Origin of the sequence: Streptomyces avidinii, assembly GCF_045161815.1 — a bacterium.
Taxonomy (GTDB): domain Bacteria; phylum Actinomycetota; class Actinomycetes; order Streptomycetales; family Streptomycetaceae; genus Streptomyces; species Streptomyces avidinii.
In genome coordinates this window covers 2,028,622-2,043,511 of record NZ_CP108863.1, presented here as the reverse complement: position 1 = coordinate 2,043,511, position 14,890 = coordinate 2,028,622, and the positions used below count along the sequence as shown (strand labels likewise).

At 72.6% G+C, this 14,890-nt stretch carries 14 protein-coding genes; 5 read left to right on the top strand and 9 right to left on the bottom strand.

The window, feature by feature from the left end:
- Positions 1-72 precede the first annotated feature (72 nt).
- From OG373_RS09125 to OG373_RS09110, 4 genes are all read right to left on the bottom strand, one after another.
- Positions 73-1,263, bottom strand: coding sequence for a GDSL-type esterase/lipase family protein (locus OG373_RS09125; RefSeq protein ID WP_405437325.1), 1,191 nt, complete (start codon positions 1,261-1,263; stop codon positions 73-75).
- Between the two features lie 277 nt (positions 1,264-1,540).
- On the bottom strand, positions 1,541-3,160 hold the full coding sequence (gene aceB / locus OG373_RS09120) for a malate synthase A (protein WP_405437323.1): 1,620 nt from the start codon (positions 3,158-3,160) through the stop codon (positions 1,541-1,543).
- Between the two features lie 252 nt (positions 3,161-3,412).
- Positions 3,413-4,024, bottom strand: coding sequence for an NTP transferase domain-containing protein (locus tag OG373_RS09115; protein ID WP_405437321.1), 612 nt, complete (start codon positions 4,022-4,024; stop codon positions 3,413-3,415).
- Positions 3,991-4,173: a hypothetical protein gene (locus tag OG373_RS09110; protein WP_405437320.1), complete on the bottom strand. Its 183-nt coding sequence runs from the start codon at positions 4,171-4,173 to the stop codon at positions 3,991-3,993. The genes OG373_RS09115 and OG373_RS09110 overlap by 34 nt, the downstream gene beginning before the upstream one ends.
- Before the next feature lie 88 nt (positions 4,174-4,261).
- On the opposite strand from OG373_RS09110, the gene OG373_RS09105 reads away from it, so the two are divergent.
- Positions 4,262-5,749 (top strand): PLP-dependent aminotransferase family protein, encoded by a 1,488-nt coding sequence (locus tag OG373_RS09105; RefSeq protein WP_405437318.1) that lies wholly within the window; start codon positions 4,262-4,264, stop codon positions 5,747-5,749.
- Between the two features lie 32 nt (positions 5,750-5,781).
- Here the strand turns inward: OG373_RS09105 and OG373_RS09100 are convergent, their stop codons facing one another.
- The 3 genes from OG373_RS09100 to OG373_RS09090 form a co-directional block, all read right to left on the bottom strand.
- A complete protein-coding gene (locus OG373_RS09100; protein ID WP_405437316.1) occupies positions 5,782-6,261 on the bottom strand; it encodes a hypothetical protein in 480 nt (159 codons plus the stop codon).
- A gap of 136 nt (positions 6,262-6,397) precedes the next feature.
- Entirely contained in the window at positions 6,398-7,027 is a 630-nt protein-coding gene (locus OG373_RS09095; RefSeq protein WP_405437314.1) for a response regulator, read from the bottom strand.
- Positions 7,024-8,331 carry a sensor histidine kinase gene (locus tag OG373_RS09090; protein WP_405437312.1) on the bottom strand — a complete coding sequence of 436 codons (1,308 nt, stop codon included), beginning with the start codon at positions 8,329-8,331 and terminating at the stop codon, positions 7,024-7,026. The genes OG373_RS09095 and OG373_RS09090 overlap by 4 nt, the downstream gene beginning before the upstream one ends.
- Before the next feature lie 134 nt (positions 8,332-8,465).
- On the opposite strand from OG373_RS09090, the gene OG373_RS09085 reads away from it, so the two are divergent.
- Together OG373_RS09085 and OG373_RS09080 are read left to right on the top strand one after the other, a co-directional pair.
- Positions 8,466-9,551: an ABC transporter permease gene (locus OG373_RS09085; RefSeq protein WP_405437310.1), complete on the top strand. Its 1,086-nt coding sequence runs from the start codon at positions 8,466-8,468 to the stop codon at positions 9,549-9,551.
- A complete protein-coding gene (locus OG373_RS09080) occupies positions 9,548-10,240 on the top strand; it encodes an ABC transporter ATP-binding protein (RefSeq protein ID WP_405437308.1) in 693 nt (230 codons plus the stop codon). Before OG373_RS09085 ends, OG373_RS09080 begins: the two co-directional genes overlap by 4 nt.
- A gap of 94 nt (positions 10,241-10,334) precedes the next feature.
- Here the strand turns inward: OG373_RS09080 and OG373_RS09075 are convergent, their stop codons facing one another.
- A complete protein-coding gene (locus tag OG373_RS09075; protein ID WP_030390329.1) occupies positions 10,335-11,138 on the bottom strand; it encodes an IclR family transcriptional regulator in 804 nt (267 codons plus the stop codon).
- Between the two features lie 336 nt (positions 11,139-11,474).
- Here OG373_RS09075 and allB point away from each other — a divergent pair, with 336 nt between their 5' ends.
- Together allB and alc are read left to right on the top strand one after the other, a co-directional pair.
- Positions 11,475-12,809 (top strand): allantoinase AllB, encoded by a 1,335-nt coding sequence (gene allB, locus OG373_RS09070; RefSeq protein WP_405443996.1) that lies wholly within the window; start codon positions 11,475-11,477, stop codon positions 12,807-12,809.
- Between the two features lie 3 nt (positions 12,810-12,812).
- The gene (gene alc, locus OG373_RS09065) at positions 12,813-13,931 is read left to right on the top strand and encodes an allantoicase (RefSeq protein ID WP_405437307.1); all 1,119 of its coding nucleotides are present in this window, start codon (positions 12,813-12,815) and stop codon (positions 13,929-13,931) included.
- 194 nt (positions 13,932-14,125) lie between these two features.
- Here alc and OG373_RS09060 read toward each other — a convergent pair whose 3' ends face one another.
- Positions 14,126-14,863 carry an SDR family oxidoreductase gene (locus tag OG373_RS09060; RefSeq protein WP_405437304.1) on the bottom strand — a complete coding sequence of 246 codons (738 nt, stop codon included), beginning with the start codon at positions 14,861-14,863 and terminating at the stop codon, positions 14,126-14,128.
- Positions 14,864-14,890 lie beyond the last annotated feature (27 nt).

The window sequence follows — 14,890 nt, the reverse complement described above, 5'->3', positions numbered from 1 at the left end:
TCCGGCAGGGCCGTGCCGCGCGCCGTGCCGCGCGCCGTGCCGCGCGCCGTGCCGCGCGCCGTGCCGCCCGGACTAGGAGGCCGGCGTCAGGAACATGCCCGTCTGGTCCGCACCCGCGGTGTTCTTGCAGCTGAAGCCGGAGCTCGCGGGCTGCGCGACGACCAGGGCCAGGCAGCGCCCCGCGGCCAGCTGGCCGAAGTAGTTCGGGTGCATGGACTCCTGGATCAGCCCCTGCGTCTCGTTGTTGTCGATCCAGCGCGCCCACTCGCTCGTCCTCGCCGAGGCGGGCACCGCGGAGGTCACCTGCTTGCTCGCCTTCGCGCACACCTCGCGGCCCTGCATCATGTCCCGCAGGTCCAGGAACTGCACGCCCTTGGCCGCCGCGACCCCCTTGATGCGGCCCGCTATCTGCGGCACCAGCGAGTCCCGCGCCCAGTCCGAGTCCCGGTTCCAGAAGGGGCAGCCGCCGGTGTTGAGCCGGCTCCAGTCGCTCTGCGTGTAGCGGTTCTCCGCGCCCCGCGGGATCGGCGACGGGTAGGACTGCAGCACGATCCGGTACGCGGAGTCCGCGTACCCGGCAGCGCGCATCACGGCCCGGATCTCGTCCACGGACTTGCCGACGTTGCCCATGACCGCGTCGATCTTCTGGTCGACGCCGTACTGCTGGTTGTCGTAGCAGTACGAGTTCCAGATGACGAAGTCGAGCGCGCAGTCCTTGATGATGTCGGCGAAGCCGAGGTCGTTCCCGCCGATGGACAGGGCGATGACCTTGACGTTGTGGCTCGCGGCCACCGCGGCGAGCTGATCGGCCTGCGGGGCCTCGCCCTTGAAGGAGACACCGCCGTTGGAGGCGCGGAACACGTTGTCCGAGACCGCGCCCGAGCAGGCCAGGTTGACGGCGACGTCGGCGATCGCCCCGGCGCTGCGCACCTCGGCGGAGTCGGAGCGGTGGCATCCGCCGGCGGTGGCCCCGTAGACCTTGCCGGGATCGTAGGTGCTGCCGCTGACCCAGCCACGGTCGGTCCCGTTCCGGCTCCCGCTGTTGGTCAGGCTGTTGCCCTTCCAGCGGCCGGCCTCGCCGGAGATGTAGCTGTCGCCCATGGACACCACGGCGGTGGGTCCGGTCCCGGGGCTGGCGGCCGAGGTTCCGGCTCCGCCGGCCAGCAGCGCGCTGACGGTGAGCGGTACGACCAACCCGGCCCCGGCCAGTCGTCGCACCCGACTGCGGTCCCGGTCCTTGCTGACGTTGCGGAATCCGATCACTGCGGAACTCCTGCGTTCGGCCACGCCGAAGTCGGCGACGACTGCGTCGCGTGGCTGGGAAGTGGGGGTACCGCCGGCCGGTGGCATCGGAAAGGTGACACGGGCCCACTTGTTACCGCTAGGTACAGTCACGTTACGAACAAGTAACGACCGACCGGTCGTTCGGGAGTCGACCCCTCCTGTTGTGGAACGCAAACGGCTCCGCCCCCGCGCCGTGAGGCGACGGGGGCGGAGCCGACGGGTTTCGGCCGCTGTGCGTCTCGGTCGAACCCCGGTCTCAGCCGACCAGCTGGTCGTACGCCGGGAGGGTGAGGAAGTCCGCGTAGTCCGCGTCCAGGGAGACCTGGAGCAGGAGGTCGTGGGCCTGGTTCCACTTGCCGGCCGCGAAGGCCTCCTCGCCGACCTCGGCGCGGATGGCGGCCAGTTCCTCGGCGGCGATCTTGCGGGTCAGATCGGCCGTGGCCGTCTCGCCGTTCTCGAAGACGACACCCGCGTTGATCCACTGCCAGATCTGCGAGCGCGAGATCTCGGCGGTGGCCGCGTCCTCCATCAGGCCGAAGATGCCGACGGCGCCGAGGCCGCGCAGCCAGGCCTCGATGTAGCGGATGCCGACCTGGACCGCGTTGCGCAGGCCCTCGTACGTCGGCCGCGCGTCCAGGGAGTCGATCGCGATGAGCTCGCCCGGGGCCACCGAGACGTCCTCGCGCAGGCGGTCCTTCTGGTTCGGCTTCTCGCCGAGCACCGCGTCGAAGGAGGCCATCGCGATCGGGACCAGGTCGGGGTGGGCGACCCAGGAGCCGTCGAAGCCGTCGCCCGCCTCGCGGTCCTTGTCGGCCTTGACCTTCTCGAAGGCGACCTTGTTGACCTCGGCGTCCTTGCGGGACGGGATGAAGGCCGCCATGCCGCCGATGGCGTGCGCGCCGCGCTTGTGGCAGGTGCGGACCAGCAGTTCGGTGTACGCCCGCATGAACGGGGCGGTCATCGTCACCGCGTTGCGGTCCGGCAGGACGAACTTCTCGCCGCCGTCACGGAAGTTCTTGACGATGGAGAAGAGGTAGTCCCAGCGGCCCGCGTTCAGGCCGGCCGCGTGGTCGCGCAGCTCGTAGAGGATCTCCTCCATCTCGTACGCGGCGGTGATCGTCTCGATGAGGACGGTCGCCCGGACGGTGCCTTGGGGGATGCCGACGTAGTCCTGGGCGAAGACGAAGATCTCGTTCCAGAGACGCGCCTCCAGGTGCGACTCCGTCTTCGGCAGGTAGAAGTACGGGCCCTTGCCGAGGTCGATCAGGCGCTTCGCGTTGTGGAAGAAGTAGAGCCCGAAGTCCACGAGCGAGCCCGAGGCGGGGCCGCCCTCGAACTGCAGGTGACGCTCCTCCAGGTGCCAGCCGCGCGGCCGCATGACGACGGTCGCGAGCTCGGCGGCGGGCTTCAGCGCGTACGCCTTGCCCGTGCGGGGGTCGGTGAAGTCGATGCGGCGCTCGTAGGCGTCGATGAGGTTCAGCTGGCCGAGGACGACGTTCTCCCAGGTGGGAGCCGAGGCGTCCTCGAAGTCGGCGAGCCAGACCTTGGCGCCCGAGTTCAGGGCGTTGATGGTCATCTTGCGGTCCGTCGGACCGGTGATCTCCACACGACGGTCGTTCAGCGCGGCCGGGGCCGGCGCCACCTTCCAGTCGCCCTCGCGGACCTGTGCGGTGTCCGGGAGGAAGTCGAGGGTGGAGGTCCGGGCGATCTCGGCACGGCGCTCGCCGCGAAGGGCGAGGAGCTCGGCGCGGCGGGGGGCGAACCGCCGGTGCAGCTCGGCCACGAAGGCGAGTGCCGCTTCGGTGAGGACTTCGTCCTGCCGGGGCAGGGGCTCGGCGTCGACGATGGCCAGCGGGGACGGCGCTGGTGCGGACATATCTGTCACTCCTTCAGCGGCGGTGCCTGGCGGCCGCGGGGGAATGCTCGCGCGAGACGGCACGCAGTGCCGTCGGGTGTGGAGAGTTCCGGAATACGGTCGCGGGCGCCGTCTGGGGGTTCAGGGCGCTTCTGACCAGTGGATAGTAATTTCCTCATGGTGGAAGTTCAATGGTTTGTTGATATCGAGATTCTCTGAGTCGACAGATTCCGCTTCCTGGTGGCCCTCAGTGCCAGGGTCGTCACGCCGTGCTCAGAGGAGTCGTGCCAGGTCGGGCGGCGTGTCGATGTCGAAGGCCTCCGCGATGTCCGCACACTCCACCAGCATGAGCTCCCCGGCATGTCGCGCAAGATGCACCCGCGCGCCCTTGTCGCCGGTCGCCGTCGCCGCGATGTCGGCCCAGCGGTCCGCGCCGAACAGCACGGGGTGGCCGCGCTCCCCGTCGTACGCCGCCGCCACCAGGCTGGTGGGGGAGCGGTACGCCGCCAGCACCCGGGCCGCGGCCGCCGGGCCGATGCCCGGCTGGTCCACGAGCGAGACCAGCGCCGCGCGGGCCCCCGTACCGGCCAGCGAGGTCAGGCCGACCCGCAGCGAGGAGCCCATTCCCTCGGCCCAGTCCGGGTTGTCCACGACCACGCAGCCGGACAGGTCGGCGCGCTCGCGGACCTCGGCCGCCGAGGCGCCGAGCACCACGTGCACCGGGCCGCAGCCCGCCTCGCGCAGGACGCGCACGGCGTTCTCGACCAGCGGGCGGCCGCGGTAGGGGAGCAGGGCCTTGGGCCGCCCGCCGAGCCGGCGGCCGCCGCCGGCCGCCAGGAGCAGGCCCGCGATCAGGGGTGCGTCGGAGTGCGCGTTGGCTGACATGCCACCGATTCTCGCCCCTGCGCGAAACCGCGTGACCGCCGCGCCAGGGAGCGGCGTACGGAGGTCAGCGCCGCGCCGATCCGCACCGGACGGGCGATCCGGTTCTCGGCGGCGGACAGCAGGGCGCGTTCGTCACGGTCGGTCAGCATCTCGGCGTCTCCTTGCCAATCGGGGGCCAATACAGCGAGTCTGGTCCTCGATTGGCCTGGCCGTCAGAGCCAATCAGGGGAGGATGGCATGGCAAACGGGCGAGTGGTCCAGACAGCGGACAGAACCCTCGGCAGCCGCCAGCTCGCGGCCCTGCTGCCCGCCGACGTCCTGGCCCGCCCCGGCTACCGGGCGCTCGCCGACGCCGTCCGCACCCTGATCCTCGACGGCCGCGTCGCCCTGCACGTCCGGCTGCCCGCCGAACGCGAACTCGCCGAGGCGGTCGGTGCCAGCCGGGCCACCGTCACCGGCGCCTACGACCTCCTGCGCGAGAGCGGCTACGTCCGCAGCCGGCGCGGCTCCGGCACCTGGACCGAGCTTCCCGACGGCCACCGCCCGGTCGGAGCCCACGCCCTCCTCGGCGCCGGCGGCTACAGCGCCGACGGCGATCCCGGCGTCGACCTCGCCATCGCCGCCATGGGCGCCCCGGAGGGCAGCCTCGCCGACGCCCTGGCCCGGGCCGCTCCCCGGCTGCCGGGGCTCGCCCGGACCCCCGGCTACCACCCCTTCGGCCTGCCCGACCTCCGCAGCGCCGTGGCCGACCGGTTCACCCGGCGCGGCCTGCCCACCCGCCCCGAGCAGATCCTGGTCACGGCCGGGGCCCAGCAGGCCTTCGCGCTGGTCGTCAGCCTGCTCTGCCGGCCCGGCGACCGGGTCGTCACCGAGAACCCGACCTACGCCAACGCCCTCGACGCCCTGCGCCACGCACGGCTGCGCACCGGATCCATCGCCGTCTCCGACGCGGGCTGGGACATGGGGATAGCCGAGTCCACGCTGCGCCAGACCGTGCCGAGGCTGGCGTACGTGATCCCCGACTTCCACAACCCGACGGGCGCGCTGATGCCGCCGGAGCAGCGGCTGCGGCTGCTCGCGGCGACCCGGGCGACCGGGACCTGGCTGGTGGTCGACGAGACCATCGCCGACATCGCCCTGGACGTGCCCGCGCCCGCGCCGCTGGCCTCCCTCGCCCCGCGCGGCGGTGCGGACCACGTGATCACCATCGGCTCGCTCAGCAAGACGCACTGGGGTGGGCTGCGGGTGGGGTGGATCCGGGCCAACGCGAAGATGATCACGGAGCTGACGGCCGTACGGGTGTCGGCCGACATGACCGGATCGGTGCTCGACCAGCTCGTCGCCCTCCCCCTGCTGGACGGCATGGACCAGGAGTTGCCCGCCCGGCTGACGCAGCTGCGGATCCAGCGCGAGGCCCTGGTGCAGTCGCTCCAGCGGCACACCCCCGAATGGTCCTGGCAGATCCCGCCGGGCGGCCTTTCGCTCTGGGTCGACCTGGGCGAACCGGTCAGCTCCGCCCTGGCCGAGCGGGCCGCCGCGGCCGGAGTGCACATCGGCCGCGGAGCGCGGTTCGGGGTGGACCCGGGAACCTTCGAACACCGCCTGCGGATCCCGTACACGCTCCCCGCCGACCGCCTCGACGAGGGCATCCGCCGCCTCGCGAGCGCCTTCCACGACGGGGTCCCGCTGACATCGACGGTGGAACGCCCGCACTGGGTCGCGTAGCGGCGGCGGGGTCTACGTGGGTCCAGGCGGGCCTACGCGGGCCCGCGGAAGTACCGGTTCGCCGTCGGCAGGAACATCAGCGCCACCGCCGTCAGCACGGCCGCCAGATGGATCGTCCTGCTCATGCCGAATGCCCACTCCAGGGTGTCCGCGCGGGCCAGCGCGTCGCCGAGCGACCCACCATCGATCAGGTACCCGAGCGGTTCGACCACCAGCGAGGCGGTGCCGAGGATCCCGAGGCCGACAGCCAGGGTGATCCGGGCCCAGCCGGCTCCCCGGCGCATGCGTACGGCGACCAGCACGGCGGCGGTGAACACGGCGAGCCGCACCGCCAGACCCACGCCGATCGCGTCGGCCGGCTCCCTGCCGACCATGAGCGCGGTCTCGAAGGCGCCGGCGGCCACGGCCGTGACCCAGAGCGCGAAGGCGGCCCGGACGGTGGCGGGCGGCGTGCCGGGGTCGTGGTGCCCCGCGGCGTGGTGTGCGGGGGCGGACGGGGATGTGGCAGGCATCGGGAGCTCGCTCTCGCTGAGGCAGTACGGGGCCACGGGCCATGGGGGGACTCGGTGGCCCGACACCCCGATGCTCCCGTCGGCGCTTCCCCCGCACCCGCCTGCTGCCCCGCCTGTCGGCCCTGGGGCCGGCCCCCTACCCCGTGCGGATCAGGCGGCGGGTGGCGGCCGCCGCGACCGCCGAGGTGCGGGAGTCGACGCCGAGCTTGGCGTAGACATGCACCAGGTGGGACTTGACCGTGGCCTGGCTGAGGAACAGCTTCTTGGAGATCTGCTGGTTCGACAGGCCGTCCGCGACCAGCTGCAGCACCTCCAGCTCCCGCTTCGTCAGCGCCTCCGCCGGGGTCCGCATCCGGTCCATCAGGCGCAGCGCCACCGCCGGGGCCAGCGCCGACTGGCCCACCGCGGCCGTCCGTACGGCCGCCGCCAGCTCCTCCGGCGGGGCGTCCTTGAGCAGGTAGCCGGAGGCACCCGCCTCCACCGCCGCCAGGATGTCCGCGTCCGTGTCGTACGTGGTCAGCACCAGCACCCGGGGCCCGCCCGGGCGGGCGGTGATCAGGGCCGTCGCCTCCGAACCGTGCATGCCGCGACCGAACTGGAGGTCCATCAGCACCACGTCCACCGCTTCGCCGGCGGCCAGCTCCACCGCCCGCTCGGCGGTGGCGGCCTCGGCCACCACCGCGAAGTCCGGTTCGGTGTCCAGCACCGCGCGCAGCCCGGCCCGGACCACCGGGTGGTCGTCGGCGAGCAGGAGACGGATGGTCACAGGGCCTCCACTGCTTCCGGATGTTCCGGTCGTGATGTGTGTGCTGAGTGCGCTGCGGGAGCGGCGGGTGCTGCGTGTGCTGCGCGTTCGACGTGTTCCAGGGGCAGCGGCAGGGTGACGGCCACGGCGGTGCCCTGCCCGGGGTCGGACTCCACGGTGAACAGCCCGCCCAGGGTCTCGGCGCGCGAGCGCATGGCGGGCAGCCCGAAGCCGCCGTCGCCGGGGCCCGAGGAGCCCGACGCGACCGAGGACGGGTCGAAGCCGTGCCCGTCGTCGACGACGTCGAGGGTGACCGAGGCGTCCATGAAGGTCAGCGTGATCTCGGCGCGCCCGGCCCGCGCGTGCCGCACCACATTGGCCAGCGCCGACTGCGCGATCCGCAGCAGGGCCACCTCGTAGGGGGTGGGCAGCACCCGCGGGCCGCCGCTCAGCGAGAACCGCACCCGTGGCCCCGGAACACCCGCGCACAGCCGTTCCAGCGCGGCCGCGAGCGACCCGTGCTCCAGGTCCGGCGGGGTGAGGGCCCGGACGAAGCGACGCGCCTCGGCGAGGTTGTCCTGGGCCGCCTCCCGCGCCCGGCCGATGTGCTCCAGCGCCGGAGCCCCCTCCGGCAGCGCCCGCTCGGCGGCCCGCAGCAGCAGCTGGATGGAGGACAGCCCCTGGGCGAGGGTGTCGTGGATCTCCCGGGCCAGCCGCTCCCGCTCGGCCAGGATCCCGGCACTCCGCTCCGCCGCGGCCAGCTCGGCCCGGGTCGTGATCAGCTCCTCGATCAGCTCCCGGCGGCGCTCGCTCTCCCGGTACAGCGCCTGGTAGCCCAGTACGGTCGCCACCGCCACCGCCCCGCCCAGCAGCGGCCCGAGGAAAGCCCCCGGGGTCACGGCGTCGCTGTGCGCGAGGTACCCCCCGATGGCCGCACAGGCGGTCACCGCGACGGCCGCGACCCCCCAGCGCAGCCGCAGCAGGTGCAGCTCCAGGAAGTACAGCGGAAAGGCGATCCACAGCCCGTCGGAGGAGACCGCGAGCAGCGCCGCCCAGGCCGCGCCGAGCCCGGTCAGCCACAGCGCGCCGGCGCGCGGCGAGCTGTGCACGGCGGGGGCCCGTACGCCGCCCACGTAGACGGCGGCGAGCACCGCGCAGGCGGCCGTCACCCAGCCGGCCCGGGGCGCGGAGTCGGCGACGGCCCGCCCGGCGGCGAGCGCGAGCAGCCCGAAGAGCAGCGCGTGCAGGCACAGCCGCAGCACCCTCGAGACGGGGGTGAGGGCGCGCGTCGGTGAGGAAACGGGCGAAGCGGTGGGAGAAGTCATGACCGGACCAGCGTAAGTGGGGGCGGACCCGCCCCGGTCAACCGAAAGTTTGATGTCCGGGTGCACCCTTCGATACGAGGATCTCTACCGGGGCGCGATGCCTTGTGTCCACGCGGAAGACCAAGGTGGGGAACATGTTCGTCGCATGGAGAGATCTACGGTTCGCCAAGGGCCGCTTCGCCCTCATGGGGTCGGTCGTGCTGCTCATCACGCTGCTGGTCGGCCTGCTGTCCGGGCTCACCTCCGGCCTGGCCCGGGAGAACATCTCGGCCATCACCGGCCTGCCCGCCACACACCTGGCCTTCGCCGCGCCCACCGGGGACCAGAAGGCGTCCTTCACCAACTCGCAGGTGGCCGAGCCCGGCTGGCTGGCCTGGCGGGAACAGCCCGGCGTGAAGTCGGCGGAGCCGCTCGGGATCCGCACCACCAACGCCGTCTCGGGTGAGCGCACCGCCGCGGTCTCGGTCTTCGGCGTGGACTCCGCGGGTGGGCTCGCACCGCGGGGCGCCGGGCTCACCCAGGGGCAGGTGGTCCTCACCGAGAAGGCCGCGAAGGAGCTGGGGGGCCTGGCCGCCGGGGCCAAGCTGAAGATCGGCCCGCTCGAACTGACCGTGGCCGCCGTGTCGGGAACCGCCGCCTACAGTCACACCCCGGTCGTCTGGATGGACCTCAACGACTGGCAGCGCGTCGGCAACCCCGGCACCTCCATCGACACCCTCGCCACCGTCGTCGCCGTCTCCGGAAGCGGTGTGGACCTCGCCGCGGCGGACAAGGCCGCCGGCACCAGGGCCCAGACCGTCGAGGAGGCGCTGGGCGCCATAGGTTCGTACCAGGCGGAGAACGGCTCGCTCCAGCTGATGCGCGGCTTCCTCTTCGCCATCTCGGCCCTGGTGATAGGGGCCTTCTTCACCGTGTGGACGATCCAGCGCAGCGGAGACATCGCGGTCCTGAAGGCACTGGGTGCCTCCACCCCGTACCTGCTGAGGGACGCCCTCGGCCAGGCCGTCGTGATGCTCGCCATCGGCACCGGGCTGGGCACCGCGCTCGCGGCCGGCTTCGGCGCACTGATCAGCGGCGGCCCCGTGCCCTTCGTCCTCGACGCCGCCACGGTGCTCGTCCCCGCCGCGATCATGATTCTGCTCGGCGCGCTGGGCGCTGCCCTGTCCATCCGGCGGATCACCGCCGTCGACCCGCTGACCGCCCTCGGGAGCGCCCGATGACCCTCCTCGTCCACGACGTCACGCTCACCTACCCCGACGGCGAGAGCCGGCTGACCGCCCTCGACGCGGTCCGCCTGGAGGTGCCCGCCGGCACGCTGACGGCGGTCATCGGGCCCTCCGGCTCGGGCAAGTCCAGCCTCTTGGCGGTCGCCGCCACCCTCGTCACCCCGGATTCCGGCCGGGTCGTCGTCGCCGGCCGGGACACCACGGAGCTCGGCCCCGCCGAGAAGTCGGCCCTGCGCCGGGAGAAGATCGGCATCGTCTTCCAGCAGCCGAACCTGCTGGCCTCGCTGACCGCCGCCGAACAGCTCCAGGTCATGGCGCACCTCTCCGGCCGCCCGGCGCGCGCGGTGCGCCGCCGCGCGCTGGAGCTGCTGGAGGCGGTGGGCCTGGCCGACAAGGCCGACAAGAGGCCCCACCAGCTCTCGGGCGGTCAGCGGCAGCGGATCAACATCGCCCGCGCCCTGATGAACGAGCCCGCCGTACTGCTGGTCGACGAGCCGACCAGCGCCCTGGACCACGAGCGGGGCGCGGCCGTGCTCGACCTGCTGGTCACCCTGACCCGGGAGCGCGGTACCGCCACGGTGCTGGTCACGCACGACCACGCCCACCTGGAGCGGATGGACCGTACGGCGACGATGACGGACGGCAGCCTGACGCTCGCCCCGGAGCCGGCCCCGACGCCCTGAGCCGGGAGCCCGGAGCGGGATACGCGAAGGCCCCGGCGGCCCCTCGGAGGGAGGGGGCCGCCGGGGCCTTCGCGCGCCTGCGGAGTACGGGGGCCTACGCGGGGCTCTGGTTGGCCAGAGCCACCGACAGCTCGGCGGCCACGCCCTGCAGGATCGGCACGAAGGACTCGGCCACGGCCTCGGTCACACGGCCCGCCGGACCCGAGATGGAGATCGCGGCGGCGGTCGGCGAGTTCGGCACCGACACGGCGAGGCAGCGGACTCCTATCTCCTGCTCGTTGTCGTCCACCGCGTAACCGGCCCTGCGGACCTGCTCCAGCGCCTCCAGGAAGCCCTCGGGCGTGGTGATGGTCTTCTCGGTCGCCGCCGGCATCCCGGTGCGGGCCAGCAGGGCCCGAACCTCGTCGGCCGGGGTGTGGGCGAGCAGCGCCTTGCCCACACCGGTGGAGTGCGGCAGCACCCGGCGGCCGACCTCGGTGAACATGCGCATGGAGTGCTTGGACGGCACCTGGGCGACGTAGACGATCTCGTCCCCGTCGAGGAGGGCCATGTTCGCCGTCTCCCCGGTCTCCTCGACCAGCCGGGCGAGGTAGGGGCGGGCCCAGGTCCCCAGCAGGCGCGACGCGGACTCGCCGAGGCGGATCAGGCGGGGGCCGAGGGAGTACCGTCGGTTGGGCTGCTGGCGTACGTAACCGCACGCCACCAGCGTGCGCATCAGGCGGTGGATCGTGGGCAGAGGCAGACCGCTGGCGGCGGAGAGCTCGCTGAGGCCGACCTCGCCCCCGGCATCGGCCATACGTTCGAGCAGGTCGAAGGCGCGCTCAAGGGACTGGACGCCACCGCTGGCGGCGGGGGTCTTTGAGGAAGCGTCGGTGGTGCTGGCGCTGGACGTCGGCACGGCGCGGTCCTTTCGGTGCTGGCAGGCAAGGGAGCAGCCTACCCGGCGGTCGGCATCGGCCCCAGTGCTGGGTCGGGGTCGTCGTCGCCGGTCAGAGAGGGTTTGTCCTGGTGGCGGACGTCCTCGTGAAGTTATCCGCCCGCATCCCGGTGGTGGTAGCTACATTCTGTATAGCGAAATCTTAATTCCATCCTGTGGAAACATCCAATTGCGGTCCCGGTGTGTCAGTGGTCCGTCCGGGCGCTCTTGACTGGGTACGGATCGCCGGGAAGACTCCGTCAACAGAACGTTGAATTTCGCTCTGTGGAAGTAGATGGGGAGGTTCCGGTGGCCGACGTGGCTGTGGAACTGGTACTGCGCTCGACGCGCGTCATCACCCCCGAGGGGACGCGTGCCGCATCGGTGGCCGTCGCCGGCGGGAAGATCACGGCCGTGCTGGCGTACGAGGCCGAGGTACCGGCCGGAGCCCGGCTGGAGGACTTCGGCGACGACGTCCTGCTCCCCGGCCTGGTCGACACCCACGTCCACGTGAACGACCCGGGCCGCACCGAGTGGGAGGGCTTCTGGACGGCCACCCGCGCCGCGGCGGCCGGCGGCATCACCACGATCCTCGACATGCCGCTCAACTCCCTGCCGCCGACCACCACGACCGACAACCTGCGCGTCAAGCAGGAGGTCGCCCGCGCCAAGGCGCACGTCGACGTCGGCTTCTGGGGCGGCGCCCTGCCGGACAATGTCAAAGACCTGCGCCCGCTGCACGACGCCGGCGTCTACGGCTTCAAGTGCTTCCTGTCGCCCTCCGGCGTGGACGAGTTCCCCGAGCTCGACCAGGAGCAGCTGGCCACCTCCCTCGCCGAGATCACCGGCTTCGGCGGCCTGCTGATCGTGCACGCCGAGGACCCGCACCACCTGGACGCCGCTCCCGTCGTCCCGGGCCCCAAGTACGCCGACTTCCTCGCCTCCCGGCCGCGCGACGCCGAGAACACCGCGATCGGCAACCTGATCGCCCAGGCGAAGCGGCTGAACGCGCGTGTCCACGTACTGCACCTGTCGTCCTCCGACGCGCTGCCGCTGATCGCCGCCGCCAAGGCCGAGGGCGTACGGATCACCGTCGAGTCCTGCCCGCACTACCTCACCCTCACGGCCGAGGAAGTGCCGGACGGCGCGAGCGAGTTCAAGTGCTGCCCGCCCATCCGCGAGGCCGCCAACCAGGACCTCCTGTGGGACGCGCTCGCCGACGGCACGATCGACTGCATCGTCTCCGACCACTCGCCCTCCACCGCGGACCTGAAGACCAGCGACTTCTCCACCGCGTGGGGCGGCATCTCCTCCCTCCAGCTGGGCCTGCCCGCCATCTGGACCGAGGCGCGCCGCCGCGGCCGGACCCTGGAGGACGTGGTCCGCTGGATGTCCGCGGCCCCGGCGCAGCTCGCAGGTCTCGCCCAGAAGGGCGCGATCGAGGTCGGCCGCGACGCCGACTTCGCCGTGCTCGCCCCCGAAGAAACGTTCACCGTGGACCCGGCCGAACTCCACCACCGCAACCGGGTCACGGCGTACGCGGGCAAGACCCTGCACGGCGTCGTGAAGTCCACCTGGCTGCGCGGCACGCAGATCGCCGACCACGGCACCCCGACCGAGCCCACGGGCCTCCTCCTCGAAAGGCAGAACTGACCAGTGGCGATTGAATCCTTCACCGGTAACGCGAACCCGTACGGAGGCGGCGACCCGTACGCGGACTACCGCACCGCGGACTTCCCGTTCACCCAGTACGCGAACCTCGCCGCCCGTGAGCTGGGCGCCGGTGTCATCGCCGCCAACGACGAGTTCTTCGCCCAGCGCGAGAACCTGCTGATCTCCGAGGCCGCGCACTTCGACCCCGAGGACTTCGGCCACAAGGGCAAGGTCATGGACGGCTGGGAGACCCGCCGCCGCCGCGGCATCTCCGCCACCCAGCCCTGGCCGACCCCCGAGGACCACGACTGGGCCCTCGTACGCCTGGGCGCTCCCGGCGTCATCCGCGGCATCGTCGTCGACACCGCCCACTTCCGCGGCAACATGCCGCAGGCCGTCTCCATCGAGGCCGCCAACTGGGCGGGCGCCCTCGCGCCGACCCCGGAGGAGCTCCAGGGCGGCGACGTGAAGTGGACGACCATCGTCCCCCGCACCCCGGTCGGCGGCCACGCGGCCAACGGCTTCGAGGTGGACGTGGAGCAGCGCTTCACGCACCTGCGCGTCAACCAGCACCCCGACGGCGGCATCGCCCGCCTGCGCGTCCACGGCGAGGTCCTGCCCGACCCGAAGTGGCTCGACGCCCTCGGCTCCTTCGACGTCGCGGCCCTGGAGAACGGCGGCTCCGTCCAGGACGCCTCCAACCGCTTCTACTCCCCGCCGACCAACACCATCAACCCGGGCCGCTCCCGCAAGATGGACGACGGCTGGGAGACCGCGCGCCGTCGCGACAACGGCAACGACTGGATCCGCTACCAGCTCGTCGCCGAGTCCGAGATCCGCGCCGTCGAGATCGACACCGCGTACCTCAAGGGCAACTCGGCCGGCTGGGCCTCGCTGTCGGTCAGGACGGGCGAGGAGGGCGAGTGGACGGAGTTCCTGCCGCGCACCCGCCTGCAGCCCGACACGAACCACCGCTTCGTCCTGGACACCCCGGCGGTCGGCACGCACGTGCGGATCGACATCTTCCCGGACGGCGGCTTCTCCCGCCTGCGCCTGTTCGGCTCCCTGACGGAGTCCGGCGCCGCGGCACTGACGGCCCGCCACCAGGAACTGGGCGGCTAGTCCGGAACCAGTGCGACGCGCGCCCCGAAGGCCGACACCTTCGGGGCGCGCTCGTATTCTCAGCCTCGCCGGCGTTTGAGGCGCGGGGTCCGGGGCGGAGCCCCGTGCGGACAGCCCGCACCCGCCCACCGGGGCGCGCGGCCCCGGGACCCGCCCGCACGCCCGGCGAGGGCCACGCACGCCCGGCCGGAGGGCTACGCGGCGTACCCGCCGTCCACCGCGAACTCCGCCCCCGTGACGTACGAGGCGTCCGGCCCCGCGAGGAAGGACACCACGCCCGCCACCTCCCCCGGCGCGCCGAACCGCCCGAGGGCCGTCATCGCCGCCTGTGGGCCCGCGTACGGTCCGTCCGCCGGGTTCATGTCCGTGTCCACCGGACCCGGGTGCACGAGGTTCGCGGTGATGCCGCGCCCGCCCAACTCCCGCGCGAGCGCCCTGTTGAACCCGATCAGCGCCGACTTGCTCATGGCGTAGAGCGTCCCGCCCGGCCCCGGCACCCGCTGGGTCATGCAGCTGCCGACGGTGATGATCCGCCCGCCGGAGCCGAGGTGCGCGGCCGCCGCCTGCGTCGCGTGGAACACCCCGCGCACATTGACCGCGAGTACGCGCTCCACATCGGCCGGAGCCATTTCCTCCAACGGCCCGAGCAATCCCACGCCGGCGTTGTTGACCAGCACGTCGAGCCGCCCGAAGCGCCGTACGGTCTCCCCGACGGCGTTCGCGGCCTGAGCGGCGTCCCCCGCATCGGCCCGGAGCGCGACGGCCCGCCGCCCGAGCGCCTCCACCTTCCCGACGACCTCGGCCGCCGCCTCGGCGTCGCTGACGTAGGTGATCGCGACGTCCACCCCGTCCTCGGCGAGCCGCAGCGCGACGGCCGCCCCGATCCCCCTGCTCCCACCGGTCACCAGCGCGACGGTGCTGCTGCTGTCCATGCCGTTCCTCCCGCATCGATTGGTTGC

Bases quoted from the DNA above. Each gene is read 5' to 3' on its own strand.
- aceB (WP_405437323.1), bottom strand. From the start codon at position 3,160: ATGTCCGCACCAGCGCCGTCCCCGCTGGCCATCGTCGACGCCGAGCCC.
- OG373_RS09115 (WP_405437321.1), bottom strand. From the start codon at position 4,024: ATGTCAGCCAACGCGCACTCCGACGCACCCCTGATCGCGGGCCTGCTC.
- OG373_RS09110 (WP_405437320.1), bottom strand. From the start codon at position 4,173: ATGCTGACCGACCGTGACGAACGCGCCCTGCTGTCCGCCGCCGAGAAC.
- OG373_RS09105 (WP_405437318.1), top strand. From the start codon at position 4,262: ATGGCAAACGGGCGAGTGGTCCAGACAGCGGACAGAACCCTCGGCAGC.
- OG373_RS09100 (WP_405437316.1), bottom strand. From the start codon at position 6,261: ATGCCTGCCACATCCCCGTCCGCCCCCGCACACCACGCCGCGGGGCAC.
- OG373_RS09090 (WP_405437312.1), bottom strand. From the start codon at position 8,331: ATGACTTCTCCCACCGCTTCGCCCGTTTCCTCACCGACGCGCGCCCTC.
- OG373_RS09085 (WP_405437310.1), top strand. From the start codon at position 8,466: ATGTTCGTCGCATGGAGAGATCTACGGTTCGCCAAGGGCCGCTTCGCC.
- OG373_RS09080 (WP_405437308.1), top strand. From the start codon at position 9,548: ATGACCCTCCTCGTCCACGACGTCACGCTCACCTACCCCGACGGCGAG.
- OG373_RS09060 (WP_405437304.1), bottom strand. From the start codon at position 14,863: ATGGACAGCAGCAGCACCGTCGCGCTGGTGACCGGTGGGAGCAGGGGG.